General features: G+C 42.0%; 14 protein-coding genes. 6 read left to right on the top strand and 8 right to left on the bottom strand.

Annotated elements, in window-relative coordinates; translation table 11 throughout:
- Nucleotides 1-656 precede the first annotated feature (656 nt).
- A complete protein-coding gene (locus MCT08_RS13990) occupies nt 657-3,740 on the top strand; it encodes a beta-galactosidase (RefSeq protein WP_274678695.1) in 3,084 nt (1,027 codons plus the stop codon).
- Nucleotides 3,741-3,904: 164 nt separating this feature from the next.
- Complete coding sequence (locus MCT08_RS13985; RefSeq protein ID WP_274675550.1) at nt 3,905-4,906, top strand: substrate-binding domain-containing protein; 1,002 nt, start codon at nt 3,905-3,907, stop codon at nt 4,904-4,906.
- Nucleotides 4,907-4,927: 21 nt separating this feature from the next.
- Here MCT08_RS13985 and MCT08_RS13980 read toward each other — a convergent pair whose 3' ends face one another.
- Nucleotides 4,928-5,512: a LysE family translocator gene (locus MCT08_RS13980; protein ID WP_274678694.1), complete on the bottom strand. Its 585-nt coding sequence runs from the start codon at nt 5,510-5,512 to the stop codon at nt 4,928-4,930.
- Between the two features lie 106 nt (nt 5,513-5,618).
- Here MCT08_RS13980 and MCT08_RS13975 point away from each other — a divergent pair, with 106 nt between their 5' ends.
- A complete protein-coding gene (locus MCT08_RS13975; protein WP_053308927.1) occupies nt 5,619-6,062 on the top strand; it encodes an Lrp/AsnC family transcriptional regulator in 444 nt (147 codons plus the stop codon).
- Nucleotides 6,063-6,068: 6 nt separating this feature from the next.
- On the opposite strand, the gene MCT08_RS13970 is transcribed toward MCT08_RS13975, so the two are convergent.
- The 4 genes from MCT08_RS13970 to hpf form a co-directional block, all read right to left on the bottom strand.
- Nucleotides 6,069-7,067 carry a 2-hydroxyacid dehydrogenase gene (locus MCT08_RS13970; RefSeq protein ID WP_053308928.1) on the bottom strand — a complete coding sequence of 333 codons (999 nt, stop codon included), beginning with the start codon at nt 7,065-7,067 and terminating at the stop codon, nt 6,069-6,071.
- Nucleotides 7,068-7,240: 173 nt separating this feature from the next.
- Nucleotides 7,241-7,531, bottom strand: coding sequence for a hypothetical protein (locus MCT08_RS13965; RefSeq protein ID WP_171375445.1), 291 nt, complete (start codon nt 7,529-7,531; stop codon nt 7,241-7,243).
- Between the two features lie 26 nt (nt 7,532-7,557).
- Nucleotides 7,558-7,794: a hypothetical protein gene (locus MCT08_RS13960; RefSeq protein ID WP_053308930.1), complete on the bottom strand. Its 237-nt coding sequence runs from the start codon at nt 7,792-7,794 to the stop codon at nt 7,558-7,560.
- 243 nt (nt 7,795-8,037) lie between these two features.
- Nucleotides 8,038-8,385: a ribosome hibernation-promoting factor, HPF/YfiA family gene (gene hpf, locus MCT08_RS13955; RefSeq protein WP_274676574.1), complete on the bottom strand. Its 348-nt coding sequence runs from the start codon at nt 8,383-8,385 to the stop codon at nt 8,038-8,040.
- 250 nt (nt 8,386-8,635) lie between these two features.
- Between hpf and arfB the strand changes: the two genes are divergently transcribed.
- Complete coding sequence (gene arfB, locus MCT08_RS13950) at nt 8,636-9,049, top strand: alternative ribosome rescue aminoacyl-tRNA hydrolase ArfB (RefSeq protein ID WP_053309053.1); 414 nt, start codon at nt 8,636-8,638, stop codon at nt 9,047-9,049.
- A gap of 119 nt (nt 9,050-9,168) precedes the next feature.
- On the opposite strand, the gene MCT08_RS13945 is transcribed toward arfB, so the two are convergent.
- The gene (locus tag MCT08_RS13945; protein ID WP_274678693.1) at nt 9,169-11,235 is read right to left on the bottom strand and encodes a GNAT family N-acetyltransferase; all 2,067 of its coding nucleotides are present in this window, start codon (nt 11,233-11,235) and stop codon (nt 9,169-9,171) included.
- A 176-nt stretch (nt 11,236-11,411) separates the two neighbouring features.
- On the opposite strand from MCT08_RS13945, the gene MCT08_RS13940 reads away from it, so the two are divergent.
- On the top strand, nt 11,412-12,446 hold the full coding sequence (locus MCT08_RS13940) for a polyamine ABC transporter substrate-binding protein (RefSeq protein ID WP_168524378.1): 1,035 nt from the start codon (nt 11,412-11,414) through the stop codon (nt 12,444-12,446).
- A 52-nt stretch (nt 12,447-12,498) separates the two neighbouring features.
- Here the strand turns inward: MCT08_RS13940 and MCT08_RS13935 are convergent, their stop codons facing one another.
- Both MCT08_RS13935 and MCT08_RS13930 read right to left on the bottom strand, forming a co-directional pair.
- Entirely contained in the window at nt 12,499-13,470 is a 972-nt protein-coding gene (locus tag MCT08_RS13935; RefSeq protein ID WP_168524379.1) for a ParB/RepB/Spo0J family partition protein, read from the bottom strand.
- A 7-nt stretch (nt 13,471-13,477) separates the two neighbouring features.
- Entirely contained in the window at nt 13,478-14,695 is a 1,218-nt protein-coding gene (locus MCT08_RS13930; RefSeq protein ID WP_053308935.1) for a ParA family protein, read from the bottom strand.
- A 1,311-nt stretch (nt 14,696-16,006) separates the two neighbouring features.
- Between MCT08_RS13930 and MCT08_RS13925 the strand changes: the two genes are divergently transcribed.
- Nucleotides 16,007-17,983: a replication initiator protein RctB domain-containing protein gene (locus tag MCT08_RS13925; RefSeq protein WP_053308936.1), complete on the top strand. Its 1,977-nt coding sequence runs from the start codon at nt 16,007-16,009 to the stop codon at nt 17,981-17,983.
- Nucleotides 17,984-18,065 lie beyond the last annotated feature (82 nt).

Genomic DNA, 18,065 nt, shown 5'->3' with positions numbered 1-18,065 from the left:
ACTTAAAATCCCGGAATAGCAGTGTAAGAAATGTCGCAAATCTGCCGATAAGATCTTATATATACTTCTTTGTCTCAGAGCTCAGTTTGTTTAAGCTGAGCTTTCCTTTCTCGCTTCCACGGTCACTAACCTCACAAATTAGTAACAAATACGAATCACTAACCTACTTTGGTATAGTATCTTTCCATATCAAAAATAAAGGATTCGAAATTAACCCCATAACAAACCACATCTACCGAGCCTAAAACTCTAAATTTAACGATAAAAATCCCATTACCAACGAACACCTCCTTCATTGAGGCGAAAATGCCAACTCCATCATGGAAACGTTTCCATATATTCTTTACACTCCATCGCGAGTTAGGACTCAATCATAAAAAATTATCGATAAATAAAAATATAATGGAGACACTTCATGAATCCCAAAATGCTACTCAAAGCATTGGGGCTGTCTCTTGCCCTAACATCACGAGCAAGCTCCACAACAGTGGAGAACATGAGTGACTTTGGTTATGAAAAATGGGCCAATATCTAATCGTTCAAGTTTTAGTTAAAAACGTTTAGCAGAATAAATTTTTACCGAATAAATAGCCACGTCACGAATTATGCTCGTGATGACAATCCAAAACATTGAATCGTACAAGAGTAGGAACACCATGAAAGCATTTTCAGACATTATCCAACGAAGAGACTGGGAGAACCCTCAGTCGGTGAATATTCACTGTCTTAAAGCGCACAGTCCACTGGCGAGCTACCGTGATATTGAACATGCGCGTCAAGCAAGCAATGCCCAGCGTCACTCGCTCAATGGTCAATGGAAGTTCAAACTGTTTGATGCCCCAGAACAGGTCGACGGTGATTTCATTACAGCCAACTTTGATGATGGCGCCTGGGATGAGATCACCGTGCCATCGAACTGGCAACTTCAAGGGTACGACAAACCAATTTACGCTAACATCAAATACCCGTTTGAAGTCAATCCACCTTATGTGCCCGCAGATAATCCAACCGGATGCTACCGTACTCGCCTGACTCTGAGCGAAGCGTCTCTCAACGAGACTCAGCGCATTATCTTCGACGGTGTGAACTCTGCCTTTTATTTATGGTGTAACGGTCATTGGGTTGGTTATAGCCAAGACAGCCGACTACCCGCTGAATTTGACTTATCACCCTATCTCCATGCCGGTGACAACAGCTTAGCAGTAATGGTCATTCGCTGGAGCGATGGTAGTTATTTGGAAGACCAAGATATGTGGTGGCTGAGCGGTATTTTCCGCGACGTGACTTTACTGTCTAAACCCAAATTATGCATTGAAGATGTGTTCATCACGCCGGATTTAGACGCGTGTTACCGCGATGGTTCCCTGTCGGTTGTGACTTCTATTTCTGCGCCTGACACCTATCAAGTCCAAGTGCAGCTGTTTGACGGTGAACAAGCCGTGACAGAGCCTCGCATCGATCGTCCACACAACCGACGCATTGATGAACGTGGCACCTGGGATGACTTGGTATTCCAAACGTTGCACCTACGCGAGCCAAAGAAATGGACGGCGGAAACACCGAACCTCTACCGCTTAGTCGTCTCACTGTTGGATGAAAACGGCACGCACTTAGAAAGCGAAGCGTACCCAGTGGGCTTCCGTAAAGTCGAAATCACCGATGGCCAATTGAAGCTCAACGGCAAGCCTTTGCTGATCCGCGGTGTCAATCGCCATGAACATCACCCAGAGCTTGGTCATGTGATGACCGAAGAAGACATGATCCGTGACATCTGCTTGATGAAGCAATACAACTTCAACGCGGTACGTACGGCGCATTATCCTAACCATCCTCGTTGGTATGAATTGTGTGACCAGTACGGCTTGTACGTGTGCGATGAGGCAAACATCGAAACTCATGGCATGCAGCCAATGAACCGCCTATCGAGCGATCCGCAGTGGGCACACGCTTACATGAGCCGTTACACCCAAATGGTGATGCGTGATAAGAACCACCCTTCGATCATCATCTGGTCTTTAGGTAACGAGTCTGGTCACGGCAGCAACCATAATGCGATGTACGCTTGGTCTAAAAACTACGATCCTTCTCGCCCAGTGCAGTACGAAGGTGGCGGTTCAAACACCACCGCGACAGACATCATTGCGCCAATGTACGCGCGTGTGAATACGGTCATCGAAGACGAAGCCGTGCCTAAATGGGCAATCAAGAAATGGGTGTCGTTACCAAACGAAACTCGTCCTTTGATTTTGTGTGAATACGCACACGCAATGGGCAACAGTCTAGGTAGCTTTAATGACTACTGGGATGCGTTCCGCGATTACCCTCGCCTACAAGGCGGCTTTATTTGGGATTGGGTGGATCAAGGCTTAAGCCGATGGGATGACAATGGTCAGCATTTCTGGGCATACGGTGGTGATTTTGGTGATGAAATCAATGACCGTCAGTTCTGCATCAACGGTTTGATCTTCCCAGATCGCACCCCACACCCAACACTGGAAGAAGCCAAATTCTGTCAACGGATGATCACCGTTGTGCTCAATAAACAACATGAGCAGCACTGCCACTTAACCATCACTAACGAGAACTTGTTCCGTGCTACCGATAACGAACAGCTAAACTGGTCTCTGTTAGAAAATGGTGTAGCCATTCAAACCGGTCAGTTAGCGCTCGCTATTGAGGCTGACAGCCAGCAACACATAATAATTGAATGGAATTTCCAACCAAAAGCCGATGCACTCTATCATCTCAATACGGATGTTTGTTTAGTGAATCCAACCGCTTGGGCGCCTGCGGGTCATACTATCGCTACCGAGCAGTTTGCATTAGTCAATACTTGTGCTTTATCACTGCCTGAGGTGAATCTTCAACCAGCGCCAGAACTCAGCGAACAAGGCTCTCAGATTTTGGTAAACAGTCGTGATGCAAAACATCAATGGCAATGGGATACACAGACCGGCTTACTCACTGATTGGCGAGTAGATGGACAGCCGCAAATACTGCGATCACCCGAAGATAACTTTTTCCGCGCACCATTAGATAATGATATTGGCGTTAGCGAAGTGGACAACATAGACCCAAATGCTTGGGTGTGTCGTTGGCAACTAGCGGGTATTGGCCAATGGCAGCGTGAGTGTATCAGTTGCGTCAGTGAAACACTAAACCAAGCCATTCAAGTCACCTCAACCTTTGCTTATCGCTATAATGAGGCCATTCAAGCGCTAACCGTTTGGACTTACACACTCGATAACCAAGGCTGCATGAGTTTGGATATCAGCGTAAAATTGGCAGACCATCTTCCTCCGATGCCACGTATCGGTTTAGAGTTGGAATTACCATTGGCGGAGGAAGTCACTTGGCTAGGTTTAGGCCCATTCGAGAACTACCCTGACCGCTTGTCGGCCGCCCGCTTTGGCTTACATACTCAACCCCTAGAGTCGATGCATACATCCTATATTTTTCCAACCGATAATGGCCTACGCAGCGGCACAAAATGGCTAGCTGTCGGCGACCTGACGTTCATGGGCGATTTGGCATTTAGTGTTAGCCAATATAGCTTGGAGCAATTAACGCAGGCCAAACACACCAATGAATTGGAAGCAGAAGATAAAGTGTATGTCCGCATTGATCACCAACATATGGGGGTTGGTGGCGATGACTCTTGGAGCCCAAGTGTTCATAAAGAGTTTCAGCTACTAGAGAAAACGTACCGATATACAGTCACGTTAAAACCTCACGCCTAGCACTTACCCTATCGCTTCTGTTAACTTAGCCCTCAATCATGTTGAGGGCTTTTTTATCAAATGGTTAAATAAAACCTGCAACAATCGAGTTAAACGATCTTTAGCATTTGTGTTATTCACTCATCCACTGTCTAATTAACCACAATCAGAAGAAAAGAGGCTCTATGGCGACCATTAAAGACGTTGCAAAAGAAGCAGGCGTATCCATTGCAACTACTTCACGCGTACTCAACAACGCTCCACATACCAGTGAATCAGCCATTATCGCGGTCAAAGCGGCAATGGAGAAGCTAGGCTATCGCCCCAACGCCAATGCACGCGCTTTAGTTAGTAAATCCTCTAATGCAATAGGCGTTTTGGTGAATGATGTCTCTGCTCCTTTCTTTGGCACCATGGTCAAAGCAATTGACACAATAGCAAGTGAGCAAGGTAAACAGTTATTAATTGGCAGTGGTTACCATGATGCGATCAAAGAGCGCAACGCCATTAACTTACTCATTAACAGCCGTTGTGAATCGTTAGTCGTGCACAGCAAAGGCATGAGCGACGAAGAACTGACTAAGTTAGCTCAAGAAATTCCCGGCATGGTATTAATCAACCGAATCGTACCGGAAATAGCTTCCCGTTGTATCGCGCTCGACAACCACAAAGGCTCTTACATGGCGACAGAGTATTTGATTCGAAATGGCCATAAACATATCGCATACATTTGCTCAAGCCACGATATTGAAGATGCGCACGACCGCAAAACTGGCTATTTAGATGCCTTGCGTGACAATGGCATTGAACCCATTGAAGAGTACATCGAATACGGTGAACCCGATGAGCTTGGTGGAGAGCAAGCGATGGTTAACCTAATGGCCAAAAATACACCGATTACCGCGATCGCCACCTACAATGACTACATGGCTGCTGGTTGCCTCACCTTATTACAAGAAAATGGTGTCCGTATTCCCGAGAACATGTCGGTAATTGGGTTCGACGATGGGCATATCGCTCGCTATATCTACCCTCGCCTCACTACGATTCGCTACCCGATTCAAGTGATGGCTAATCAAGCGGTGAAACTTTCATTGGAACTAGCAAGTAATGAACAAACTGAGCACCATGATCACAAGTTGTTTATGCCAATTTTGGTGAGACGTTCCTCTGTGAGTAGCATTTAGATATTGATTAATAGTAACGATCTATAACATAGAGACTACGGAAAACAGCAGTAAAGCCCCCATAGCACCATTAAACCAACGTACATAGCTTGGATGATTCATCCAATAACTCAGTTGTTTGCCAGCGGCTGTCCATACACTGACCGATGGAATGTTTACCAGTGCAAACACCAGTGAAATAAGTAACAACTGCGCCCAACTAGCACTCTGGTTATAAACACTCACAGCGGTTAATGCCATCGACCACCCTTTAGGATTAACCCATTGAAACAGTACTGCGGCTACAAATGACATCGGCTGATAGTGCTCAGCATTTTGTGCCGGGTTACTTAAAGCAATTTTTATGGCCAAATAAACTAAATATGCCATGCAAGTGATTTGCAAGCCTTGTTGTAACAGTGAATAGCGTTGGAACAACTCTGTTAGCCCAACACCAACTAACAACAACATGAGGCTAAAACCAAAGGTTATACCCAACATATGGGGAATGGTACGTACAAAACCGACATTGGCTCCTGATGTCATGAGCATAATGTTGTTCGGCCCCGGTGAAAATGTTGAGACAAAGGCAAACCCAATCAATGCCCCCCACTGTGTGTAATCCATTTTTTTCTCTCTATTGATAAACGATAAGAAAATAATAATGGTATCAACTAGCAATATTGTGCTTATATTTGTTTTAAACAATAAAAATGGACAATAAAAAATACCCATGGACCGATTTGACGAAAGAATATTGCAAGAACTAAAAATTGATGGCCGAGTATCTAATGTTGAACTAGCCGAGCGAGTAGGGTTATCTCCCTCAGCAACTCTGCGACGAGTTCAAGATCTAGAACGGAAAAAGGTAATTAAAAGCTATCGTGCGATATTGGATAAAACACAGCTTGATGTCGGTTTTGTAGCTTACGTAGCGATTGGTTTAAACAGTCACACGAAAAAAGCACAACTTAGTTTCGAAGAACATGTACGTTTTGCGAAAGAAGTGGTGGAATGCCACAACATCACGGGGATGAACGAATACCTTCTCCGCGTTGAAACAAAAGATCTCGGTGCTTATAAACGCTTTCACGCAGACGTACTTGGTGAGTGTTTAACGGTAAAATCCATCAGCACGATGGTGGTGATGGATTCTCCGAAAGATGAAAGACAATGACGTTTATCAAGTAAAATCTAAGAAGTTTGGATTGCTTTTTTGTTGTGCAAAGCTATCTATATTGGACAGTGTGGTTTCGGCAATGCTCTGCAGTGCATCGGTAGTCAAGAAAGCTTGGTGACCGGTAAAAATAACATTGTGACACGCAGACAAACGTCGAAATACATCATCCACAATCACGTCATTTGATTTATCTTGGAAGAATAGTTCCTTCTCGCTCTCATAAACGTCTAAACCAAGCGCACCAATACGCCCTTGCTTAAGCGCTTCAATAGCGGCAACTGAATCTAACAACTCACCACGACTGGTGTTGATGATCATCACCCCATCTTTCATTTTCCCAAAGGAAGCCGCATCCAAAAGATGGTAATTCTCTTTTGTCATTGGACAATGTAAGGAGATGACATCAGATTGACGAATAAGCGTCTCTAATTCACAGTAAGTGGCTCCAAGCTCTTTTGCTACTTCGCTTGGATAAGGGTCAGAACACAACACGTTCATACCAAGCCCTCTCAAGATCCGAATCGTTGCCAGACCTATTTTCCCAGTGCCTATGATACCGGCGGTACGACCATGAAAGTTAAAACCAACCAAACCTTCCAGTGAGAAATTCGCTTCGCGGGTGCGCTGATACGCTTTATGGAAACGGCGGTTTAATGTCATCATTAATCCCACCGTGTGTTCAGCAATCGATTCTGGTGAGTAAGCAGGTACACGAGCCACAGTAATACCGAACTCTTTTGCTGCATCCAAGTCGACATTATTAAACCCTGCGCAACGCATAGCGATCATCTTAACACCACGCACTGCAAGTTGTTCTAGAACCGTACGTGATAAATCATCATTAACGAACGCACACACCACTTCACAACCTTTGGCCATTTTGGCTGTTTTTTCAGTAAGTAAAAAGTCGTAAAAGTGGTAATTGACCTGGTGGTTATTTTTAGCTTGTTCGAATGCAGCTTGGTCATAAGACTTCGTGCTAAAAAAGGCAATGTTGATCATTATTGTTCCTCATTGAGTGAGCTTTGTATTCTTTTACTTTTTCTAACAATCAGCATATCACTGATTGAAGCAATGATTGATAGTGATATGCTCCGCGAAACGCTCTTTTAGACAAAATAAGTATCGAACCAATGAGAAAGATTGAAAATAAGTAGCTGTGAAATGCAAACTAGTTAACGTACAGCAAATCGACGACGCACCTCCTTGTAGCTTTCAATCACCAAAGTGATAAAGGCACTCGATGGATGTGCATTGTTGTACTCTTCTAAAGCATAAAGATAATTTGAACGAAACTTTTCAACAGCTTCTTCTGCTGTACTCGCGTAAATGACATCATCTTCAACTTCAAAATCTAATTGTAATAGTTGCGCTTTTTCATCCGAGAATGTCTCGCTACTCATATCGAGATAAGTAAATTCTTTACGTTCAGAGCCTGGTTTGCAAAAAAACTGAAATTTGGTCATCAAATAATATCCTTGTAGTTATCGTATCATTGAAATTCTTCACCGTGATTTTCGAGTACTTTATGCCCACATTTATCACAAACAACATATCGGTCAATAAGTTCTAATGATGCCAATGCTGGGCTTGCAGTTCCCGAAAAGAACCCTTCTAAAAATGCTTTAAACTGCTCCTTTCTACTTTTTCCATACTTCGAAGGCTTCTGTTTAATGATCTCTTTGTGTGGTGTTGCTTCACCACATTTTTCACAAAATCGAATATCCATACAACCAACCTTAAAACAAATAAACGATGTGTAAGATATCGGTTTTATTGGCACGATGAATGTGATCTATAACCGAGGTTCAAACTTATGATATGGAAATATTGATTGCATTAAAGTTAAAGCAATAATCGGTCGAACAACCTGTTGGTTTACACATTCTGCACCATCCTAGGCATTGAGTATAAAAAAAGCCAGCACGATGCGGCTGGCTTCAAGAATCTGTTTGATGATATGAAAATAAGATTACTCTTCTGAGATAAGGTCAGTATCTATCTCAGGTCTCATGCCCATTGGTTTAGCATGAATATCGGCTCTCAATTGCCCTTTGCGATTGCTTAAACCAGCTTCAAGTTTCTTCAACGCCGCAGCAATAGCCGGATACATAACGTCGTTTGTCGATTTAGCTGAAACGCGCACGCCCTCATAATTGGTGAAGATTTCTACCTCATGCTGCCCGTGTTCTTTGGTGATAATAATGTCGCAGCTGATCAATTGAGGAAAGTGAGATGAAATTTTCTCAAATTTACTTTCAATTTCTTTACGTGAGTCTTCATTAATTGATACATGATGTGTTTGAACGTTTACTTTCATATAATTATACCTTTCCAATCACTATGTCTTCTTAACCTATCAAACTCTATCCACTTTGACCAACTATAGATTCTCACATGTGTGATTAAGCTCTGTGTTATCAAATAATATTGTCTCGTCCCCTTGAATACGTCTAGCGCAAAAATAAACTCTCAGTGGTCTTGCTAGATCGATTCATTCATAGGTGAGATGGTAAACCACTAGCAACTCCATTAGAATGACGACTGAAATCACTTCTTACTCTGGATTTATGCTCAAGATATCTAACACCGTCGAACTCGCTAGTTGGGAAATTGAACTTTCAGCAATTCGTGCCATGGGTAGCGGCGGGCAGAATGTTAATAAGGTTTCTAGTGCGATACATTTACGATTTGATATTCATCGCTCTACCCTACCCGATCTTTACAAGCAAAAACTACTCGCCTTATCTGACTCAAGAATTACCAAAGAAGGTGTCATCGTTATCAAAGCTCAGTCTTATCGAACCCAAGAGCAAAACAGAGAAGATGCACTCAACCGCCTCAAAGAACTGATTCTTTCAGCAATGGTGGTCGTAAAGAAACGCACCGCAACAAAACCGACTAAAGGTTCTCAACGTCGACGGATTGAGGCGAAGAAAAGAAATGGCGCAAATAAGTCTTTGCGCGGTAAAATCGACTTTTAAAAGAGTCACAGAAGATCAATTAACTATACCTATCTTAACAACTTGCTATTGATGACCTTGAGTGACATTCGAAAAACAGCGAACACCTTCCATTTACACTGTAAATCCCAGCTTCATTATTAATCGGATTCAGCAGTTTTACAGTGTAAATTATCCAAAATAAAACTCAGATCATGGCGAATGGCTTGTTCAATTTGCTTACGCCCAGATAATCCAAGTTCATTGGCACAAGCCGACCAACTTTTATTCTGCAAACATTTTTTTACCAATACATCCGAAATGGAAAATGCGAATTCAGAATTGAGGCAATGGAGTTCTTGCTGAATCCAAACGCTGACACTTTCAAAATCTGAACCGCCGGCACTGTAATCAGACAGTAGACGATACGGAACCATCTCGACTGGATCTGAGTTGAATACCTCACTGTTGTTAGCCATCTGCATAAGTAAAGTTCGCACCAATTCAGGTTCGATATTTTGTAATGTATCCATTAGCGAATATAAGAAATGGCGCTTAAAACATTGTGTCGCTATTGCGATCCAAGAAAGACTTGAATCCTGAACCATGAGTAAGGAATAACAACCGCTGGCTTGATCGCGCTGTGTGCCAATTTTCACAGGAACAAAGTGTTGTGATGACCAAAAATGAATGAGCTCACTTGTCGCTCCAAAACTTGTTGCAAGATAATCGCTAGTCACCTTTTTGCTCAGCAGAGTAAGCAACTGCGCACCAACGCCTTTTCGTTGCCAATCTGGATGAACGGCTATTCGCATAATTCGCGTACAAGATTGAAAAGCCGCTTCGGCAATACCCACTTGGTTAGCAAGCGATATAGGTACAAGATGCCCCTTAGGACGACGTTGTCCTTGCTGAATAGAACGAATTAAAGGCTCATCTAATTGACCTTCTTCTACCGTTAAAATGCAGCCAAGACAACGCTTACCTAACATCGAAACATAAAGCTGCATGTTGTCATCAGCTAGTAAATGGAATAAATCATTGGGTGAAGTTTGGTAGTGTGCATTGACCAGCAACGAAAAAACCTCATGCAGCAATCTTGGCTCATTGAGCATCTGCTGTTTGGGTATCAACTCCAATGTTACGTGACTAAGACTAAAAGAAGATGGTATCGCCAACGTTGGTAAGTCGTAATTGAGTAGAAAAGTTTGATATTGCCACTGTTCGAGTGGGTCTCCTTCTTTCCAACGAATCGGCTGATCAATATGGAATGACTTGACGCCTGGCCTGTGTTTATTGAGCCAAGATTGAAACTTGAGAGTGAAACCTCGACCACACCCTTCATAGCCGTGAATCGTTGTAGAAAATACCGCGCGATGATACAGCTCGACCATCTGCTGCAACAAAGCAAGAGGCAAAGCAGCCGCTTCATCAACCAATAGTAAATCACCCTGAGGTTTGAGTCTTAGCAGTTCATCCGGCGCAACAAATTGTAGCGATGAATGTTGATATCGAAGAGCAGTGGTACTACAACTTGAACCCGCTAGGTTCAATGCCGCATGTTCAAATACAGGCTTAACCGCGTTAATTGTCGGCGCAGTGATGAGTATATTAATATTCCGCTTTTTCATCAGCTCCGCAACAGCGATCCCTAATGCACTACTTTTTCCACGCCCGCGGTCAGCCGTAATAACTAAAGGGCGCTTACGATGGCCTTCAACGACGTGAACAATGCCTGCAATAGCTTCTTTCTGCTGTGAAAAAAGAGGAAGAGGTAATTCATCAGCAACCAATGAAGTATCAGGTAGTGCCGGCAAAGGGCGAGATTGATCAAGCACGAGTAACTGCTCAAACGCCATATTCAGCCATTGCTGCGCAGGAGAATGACGATTTTCCTCATTCCCCATCACAAGCAAAATGCCCGCCCCTTTTAATGCACCAAGTGCAGCACTAAAACTATTGGCATCAAACCCATCACTGAGATCATAAATTAACCGTTGGCACTCTTGTCCTAGCAGTTGCTGACCTTTATTAAAAGGAACTGAACGAGTGACATCTCGAGCCACCCCTCCTACTTGAAAACAAGGTGTAGGATTACCAGTGGTTAACAGAGTGTCGCAGACTTGATTCTGAAATAAATCATCACCACGCACTACAACACCAAAACGCCAATCAGTCAGGTTTGCCAATTCAATAAGTTGCTTTAAGTAGTCATTGATTGCTTTCATTTTTATGCCATAGCCACGATTAATCAGCCAATGTTAGCACAGGCAAAAGGCACCATAAGAATGCATAAAAATATTTTTCTTTACGACAAATTTGTTTTGCTTTAATCCGAGCACTTTTTAACTAATTATTCGCTCAACTCCAGTATGGTTCTGGACTCAAGAGGAATGAAAATGCAATGAAGACTTTCATCAAAGGATTGGTTTTATCAGCAATGCTCACCGCTTCTCAAGTAAGCGCAAATACACAAACGCTAAATGTTTACGCATGGGGCGGTTATCTGCCTGAAAAAGCACTGCAGCAATTTGAAGAGCAAGAAAATGTCACCATCAACTACTCAACTTTTGAAAATAATGAGTCAATGTATACCAAGCTCAAATTGCTTAAAGGTGGCGGTTACGATGTGGTATTTGCGTCCGCGTATTTTATCGAAAAAATGGGACGTGAAGGCCTACTTGCTGAGCTAGATCATACACAAATCCCGAATATGAAAGATGCAATGCCTTCATTGTTAGGACAAGCACACGACCCCAAAAACCGCTATTCTCTGCCCTATATCTGGGGAATTACTGGCATCAGCTACAACGAAACGCTTATTCCTGAAGGAGTGACTCGTTGGGCAGATCTTTGGAACAAGCAATATAATCAACAGGTCATGTTAATTGACGATATTCGTGATGTATTCGGTATGGCACTCATTTTAAATGGCTTCAGCATCAATACTAAAAATGAACAAGAGATCGAAAAAGCCTACCAGTCACTAGAGGCGCTAAAAGATAACGTTTTGTTGTATAACTCTGATGCACCGCATGTCCCCTATGTTTCAGGTGAAGCTGCTTTAGGTATGCAGTGGAATGGTAACGCTTACCAAGGCCAGGTTGAAATGCCTGAGTTGAAGTTTGTTATGCCAGAAGAAGGCGCCGTATTATGGATGGATAATTTTACCATTCCTTCAGGTAGTAAAAATAAGGCATTAGCCCATAAGTTCATCAACTTTATGTATCAAGCCGAAAACCAAGCAGAAATAGTCAATAGCTTAGGTTACGCATCGGCGACACTAAGTGGCCGAGCATTACTTCCCGTAGAACTACGTGATAATCCAACCATTTTCCCTTCCGAATCAGATATGGCAAAAGGGGAATTCATTAACGATGTTGGCTCTGAAGCACTCGCCATTTACGAGAAATATTGGCAACGTCTAAGAAACCAATAATAGTAAACGACAAAGCCCGCAATTGCGGGCTTTGTTATAGAGCAGCAGAAAATTAATCGAGTTTACTTTGAATAAAATCTAAAATTTCTTGCATCGTAGCGTCATCAACTTTCTTTAAATTCAGAGCCAAATTACTGCCGTTGCGACTATAACTTGCACGACCTTTGACAAGGTCAGTTTTGGTGGCCGCAGCACGCTTAGGTGGCACTAACTCTTGGATCCATGACTCAATGGTTTCAGTCACTTCTTTGGTCAACCTAGCCACACCTTGCGCGCTGCTGCGCTGCCATACAAAGCCTTCTTTAGATTGACACTTTGCTAATAATTTCGCTTGTTGGTCAGCGTCTAGCTCATGGAACTGCTTATGCAGCTTCACTATAGTCGGACGACCTAATTCAACCACATTTGGGTAGGCTTGCAGTAGCTCCAAAGGTAAAGCAGCAGCCTTTAAAGCACCACTAACTAACGCTTCACTGCATTGAAACATTTTCGCTAAGGCTTTTTGATCTTCAGCGTCTTGATTATCGAGCTTTGCCTGCATTTCTTTGCCTTTTTCGTACAAAGAAAGCGGCTTATGTGCGTTTGCAACATCAGAAAGAAATTTAGCGTGTTCAGCATTAATATCTTCGGCAACGTAAACCAGAAACTCTTTATCAGCCAGGATACAAGACATTCGACGACGGCTACCGTCTAAAACTTCTATCTTACCATCAGCTGTTTTACGCCCTACAGCAGGGTATTGCTGACCACGTTCACGTAATGTTGTGAGAACATCGGACAAAGCGTGTTCGTTTAGGAAAGCTTGTTCACGTGCATTTTGCGAAAAAACGACCGTTTTATCCGCTACTTGATCAGCCGGAATACGTACTAACTCAAACGTTACCAATTCTTCGCCAGCCACTGCGAGTTCGATAACTTGAGCCTGTTCCTTAGCCGCTGTTTGTGCCTCTTGCGGGGTGGTTGCACGTCGTTTATTCGCTTTACCAAACAGTTTTGCATTTAGATCAGACGTTTTAATTGCCATGTTTTATTTACCCCTGATTAAGTGATGACCAATGACTATGAAGTACGCGCTCAAGCTCTAATGCACTTTTCTGCACAGCATCTTGTGCCGTTGCCAGCGTCTTTTTACCACCTTCAAAATCGCTGGTGGTGAGATCAAATACAGTGCTGTATGTGTCAGCACAAGTTTCAAATGCACGACTACGAGGAATCGTCGCCATCATAACTTGATCGCCTAATAAGTAGTTCATTTCGGTTAAAACTGACACTTGCTTTTTATTGTCGTCTTCAAACATAGTCGGCATCAGACGCACAAATTCGAGCCCTTTCCAATCCTCTGGAAACATTTCATACACAGTTGGCAGATGCTGGAAGAAATTGACTGTCGATGCCCAATCCAAGCGCTTTGCTGCACACGGAATCAATAACGCGTTAGAGGCATACATCGCATTCCACACTAACGGATCTACGTGTGGGCCGGTATCAATCATGATCATGTCAAAATCATCGGCTATTTTATCTATCAACTTTTCTTTTAAAAGACGCACAATATCAAGCGATTGATTTTGAGAAAGATATTGCCAAGCTTCCGCATTAAACATCGCATCTTCGGGGAAAGCTGAAATGGTTTTCAAGTTTGGATACTGCGTTGGTAACATGACATTTTTATGTAAAAACGCAGAGTCGACTTCCGTCCCTTCAGGTACATTATCGAGCATAATATCAACTGCCGAGTAGATATTACTGTGTTCAGATAAACTTATTTGCGGATTTAAAAATAGGCGCAAAGAACCTTGAGGGTCTAAGTCGATTAAACAAATACGGTAGCGTTTATCCAAATTCAGCGCTAGACAAGCGGCTAAATGTACCGCTGTCATCGATTTCCCAGTACCACCCTTTTGGTTTTGAACATTAATAATCCAGGGTTTGTGGTCACCATGTTTTTTACGTTGATGGAATTTAGGCACACCTGCTGCGTCCATTAGCATGTGCGCTTCAGCAAGAGAAATAGAATAATGATTGGCATTATTCTTAGTAAATTGATGACCAGCTTGCTCCAATTTAGTAATTGCTTCATCCAACTTACGACGAGTTAAACCAGAACGCGTTTCCATCAGTGCTTTAGACATTGGAGGAAAGTGGTCATCACTTCGCTCTTCTAAAACAATTTCGATACGGTCAGCTTGAACTTGTTGCGTCAATTCTGCGAGTTGGTAGAGATTATCTATCGTTTGTTCTCTTTTCATTGCCAAATTCCGTAATAGGTACTTAAGCCAGAATTGTACAGCAAAAAATACAATACACAATAAAAAGGTGAACAATCACTTTTAGAGTAATGTCACATTAAATAGAAAATAAATTAGGTATTTAATGTTAGTGGCCAATTTACAAACGCAAAATGCACAGCATTATATCTCAACAAACTTGGAAAGATTTAAAGTATTACGTTGTCACTTATTTACAATGTAAACTCACATTGATTGGAAAATGTAAAACATAAACCAGAATGGGATAATGTAAATTCCATCGATAATAAAAATATGAAAAAGTTATAGCTCCTTTAAAAAATAACCTTCGGAACGATTATAGAATCTCTGTAATTTACGGCTAGTGTCATTTTCATTCGACATCGTGAGAAAATAGTAATAAAAATCATCAATCAAGTTCGCACTAAATAGCTCGTGCTCGGTGAGGAATAGCTTTTGATCACTATAAAATGGTGGAAGCATGATCAAGGCTTATTTGATGATCATGCTTCTTGATAAAAATGGACACTTAGGAACAATGATCAAGGGTAATCTATCGCATTCTAGTGGATTAAGCCTCCGCAATGGAACCTGATCCTTTACGGATCAATGATCAAGTGCAGAATATCTACGGAAGCATGTAAAATCTCATTTAAATTACGGGGATTGTAGATGGAATCAAGTGCGAGCGTATTTCTCTTCTGTTAGTACAACATGTAGAAAAACACGAACGAAGTGAAGAACATTCAATTCAGACCTTGATCATGCTTGCTGCAATATACTTGCAACCCAATAACACCAATAGCAAAGCATGACATTGTTATTTTGAGATGAAATCGTACAAACTGTATCCAAAATTAACGAAAGAATACTTTTCATGATCATTGTTCCGTAGCCAAAGGTTAGTCCAATTTCGAATTATGATGGCGAAATGGATAACTTTCACTTCATGACTGTGGATAAGTTGTGGATGTATGATGATCATGCTTTTAAGAATACGTTGATCATTGATTCAGAACAGCAATGATCATCGTTCAACGAAATATTGATCATGCTTTCACCTAAACATTGATCATGTTTTCATAATTACGATGATCATGCTTCTGGGGGTGTTTTTTTTTTATCATTAAAAAACAGTGCATTACAGGGAGAAATCTCTCCTGATCATTAGATCATATAATCAATATAGATCAGAATAATCAAAAAGATCAGTTGTTTAAAAGCAGTAAATTTTTCTTTATTTATGATCTCTTTTTCTTTATTCTGTTGGAACTATAGCGATATTACGGCCAGTGTGATACGGATCTAATCATGAACTCAGACGAAAAAATACTGATCAAAGCACCAAGAAGTCATAAAGATGGTCATCTTTTTGAAATATCTGAGGCAGCCGTAGATTGGGTTGAGCAATACCAACACTTCAAAGGCGTGACGAAAAGTATTGTTGAACTTCTTAATCTTATCTCCTTACGAGGCTTTCGGAGTCAAGACGGTTTAGTATCCACAACCGAATTAATCGAAGCAACAGATGGTCAACTAACCAGAGCTGCGATTCAGCAACGTTTACGTGCCGCAGTAAGCATCGGTTTATTTAAACAGATCCCTGTTAAATTCGAGGAAGGACTAGCTGGTAAGACGATGTTACATAAATTCGTCAACCCTAATCAATTGATCTCAGTCCTAGGATCAACGAGTTTAGTCACTGAATCAGTAAAACAAACCGAAAAACGTAAACGGTCGAAAGCATTAGCTCAAACTCAAGTAAATAAACGTTTGCTCAATGAACACGGGTTAAACATTCCACCAGCCATGAAAGATGAAGCGGATCAATTTGTCGTTTCCCCAACCAACTGGGCAGGGATTATTGACCAAGCATTAGCTCCACCAAGAACTCGTAAAAGTTACCAGAAATCAATGGTTTCAATTTCAGGTACGCGTGCGATTATTGAAACCCGCTCATCGAAGAATATCATGACGGTCGATGATTTAATGACATTGTTTGCGCTGTTTACGCTTACCGTGCAATACCATGATCATCACCAAGAAGACTACCAACTTAATACCACCCATACTCCAAATAAAACACCGCTCTACATTACGGATATTTTGTCGTTACGTGGAAAAAAGGACAGTGGGCCTGCTCGTGATTCAATTCGCGATAGTATTGATCGTATTGAATTTACCGATTTTCAACTGCACGAATTGACTGGTCGTTGGCTAAGTGAAAATATGCCGGAAGGTTTTAAGAGTGATCGATTCCGTTTTATTGCTAGAACGATCACCGCCTCAGAAGAAGCGCCAACCGAGGGAGCTGATGGCGAGATCCGGATCAAGCCCAATCTCTATATTTTAGTCTGGGAGCCGTCATTCTACGAAGAGCTGCTCACTCGTGATTATTTCTTCCTATTTCCACCAGAGATCTTGAAACAACATACCTTAGTGTTTCAATTGTACTCCTATTTTCGGAGTAGGATGTCTCGTCGCCACACAGACAGCATGCTACTTAGCGAGCTCAACCAAAAATTGGGCCGTAACATTGAATGGCGTCGTTTCTCAATGGATCTAATCCGTGAATTGAAACGGCTATCTGAAGGGAAAGGCAACGATGAGATCTTTATCGTTAACCTATGGGGTTATCATTTAACGGTAACAGCAATAACAGAAAAGAATAAGATCACGGATTACCAAGTTGATATTAAGTGCGATGTTGAAGAAGTTTTACGCTATTCACGCGCACGTACAACCAACGCTGGTAAGCGTAATATGGCTCCTACATTGCCTAATCCTCTGCGTAATGAAATTGTATCCAAGCAGAAACTAGAAGAACTGGCTGAGATTATTGATGGAGAATTTGAGCCAATTCAGCGCAAAGCACCATCACCAAAAGGCAAATTGGGACGTCGTGTTAAGCAGAGAAAACACCTTGTAGAGATCAATGCTGACGAAATCACGATAACCCTATCTAAATATACCTCTCCAGAGGCTCTAGAACGCAGTATAACAGCGTTATCTGCAATGACTGGTCACTCACCTTCATCAATTAAAGAGGAGTGTATAGAACTTATAGATAAGCTTGATTGGCTACGTGTGAGTGGTGAGATGATCCCATATGAGACGTTGAGCAAATTAATTGAGCTTTACAACACACAAAACGAGAATAAACATTTATCAATAGAACGTTTAATTTCAGGCCTCGCCGTACGCCGCAAAGTATGCAAACAGGTTTATGATGGCCATCTAGATGAATCGGTCTTTCGTGCGCTTGATGAAGTCGCTATTGGCATTTAGTAATGAACAAATTAACAACACAATTCTGACCAGTAATTGACATTACAATTGGTTGCATTAACTATACTAGAAAACGAATAGA

This window comes from Vibrio aestuarianus (genome assembly GCF_028858425.1).
Taxonomy (GTDB): Bacteria; Pseudomonadota; Gammaproteobacteria; order Enterobacterales; family Vibrionaceae; genus Vibrio; species Vibrio aestuarianus.
This window is presented reverse-complemented; position numbering and strand designations above follow the sequence as displayed.

Coding starts and splice junctions, on each gene's coding strand:
- MCT08_RS13925 (WP_053308936.1), top strand. CDS start 16,007: ATGAACTCAGACGAAAAAATACTGATCAAAGCACCAAGAAGTCATAAA.
- MCT08_RS13985 (WP_274675550.1), top strand. CDS start 3,905: ATGGCGACCATTAAAGACGTTGCAAAAGAAGCAGGCGTATCCATTGCA.
- MCT08_RS13990 (WP_274678695.1), top strand. CDS start 657: ATGAAAGCATTTTCAGACATTATCCAACGAAGAGACTGGGAGAACCCT.
- MCT08_RS13940 (WP_168524378.1), top strand. CDS start 11,412: ATGAAGACTTTCATCAAAGGATTGGTTTTATCAGCAATGCTCACCGCT.
- MCT08_RS13935 (WP_168524379.1), bottom strand. CDS start 13,470: ATGGCAATTAAAACGTCTGATCTAAATGCAAAACTGTTTGGTAAAGCG.
- MCT08_RS13945 (WP_274678693.1), bottom strand. CDS start 11,235: ATGAAAGCAATCAATGACTACTTAAAGCAACTTATTGAATTGGCAAAC.
- arfB (WP_053309053.1), top strand. CDS start 8,636: ATGCTCAAGATATCTAACACCGTCGAACTCGCTAGTTGGGAAATTGAA.
- MCT08_RS13930 (WP_053308935.1), bottom strand. CDS start 14,695: ATGAAAAGAGAACAAACGATAGATAATCTCTACCAACTCGCAGAATTG.
- MCT08_RS13980 (WP_274678694.1), bottom strand. CDS start 5,512: ATGGATTACACACAGTGGGGGGCATTGATTGGGTTTGCCTTTGTCTCA.
- hpf (WP_274676574.1), bottom strand. CDS start 8,385: ATGAAAGTAAACGTTCAAACACATCATGTATCAATTAATGAAGACTCA.
- MCT08_RS13975 (WP_053308927.1), top strand. CDS start 5,619: ATGGACCGATTTGACGAAAGAATATTGCAAGAACTAAAAATTGATGGC.
- MCT08_RS13960 (WP_053308930.1), bottom strand. CDS start 7,794: ATGGATATTCGATTTTGTGAAAAATGTGGTGAAGCAACACCACACAAA.
- MCT08_RS13970 (WP_053308928.1), bottom strand. CDS start 7,067: ATGATCAACATTGCCTTTTTTAGCACGAAGTCTTATGACCAAGCTGCA.
- MCT08_RS13965 (WP_171375445.1), bottom strand. CDS start 7,531: ATGACCAAATTTCAGTTTTTTTGCAAACCAGGCTCTGAACGTAAAGAA.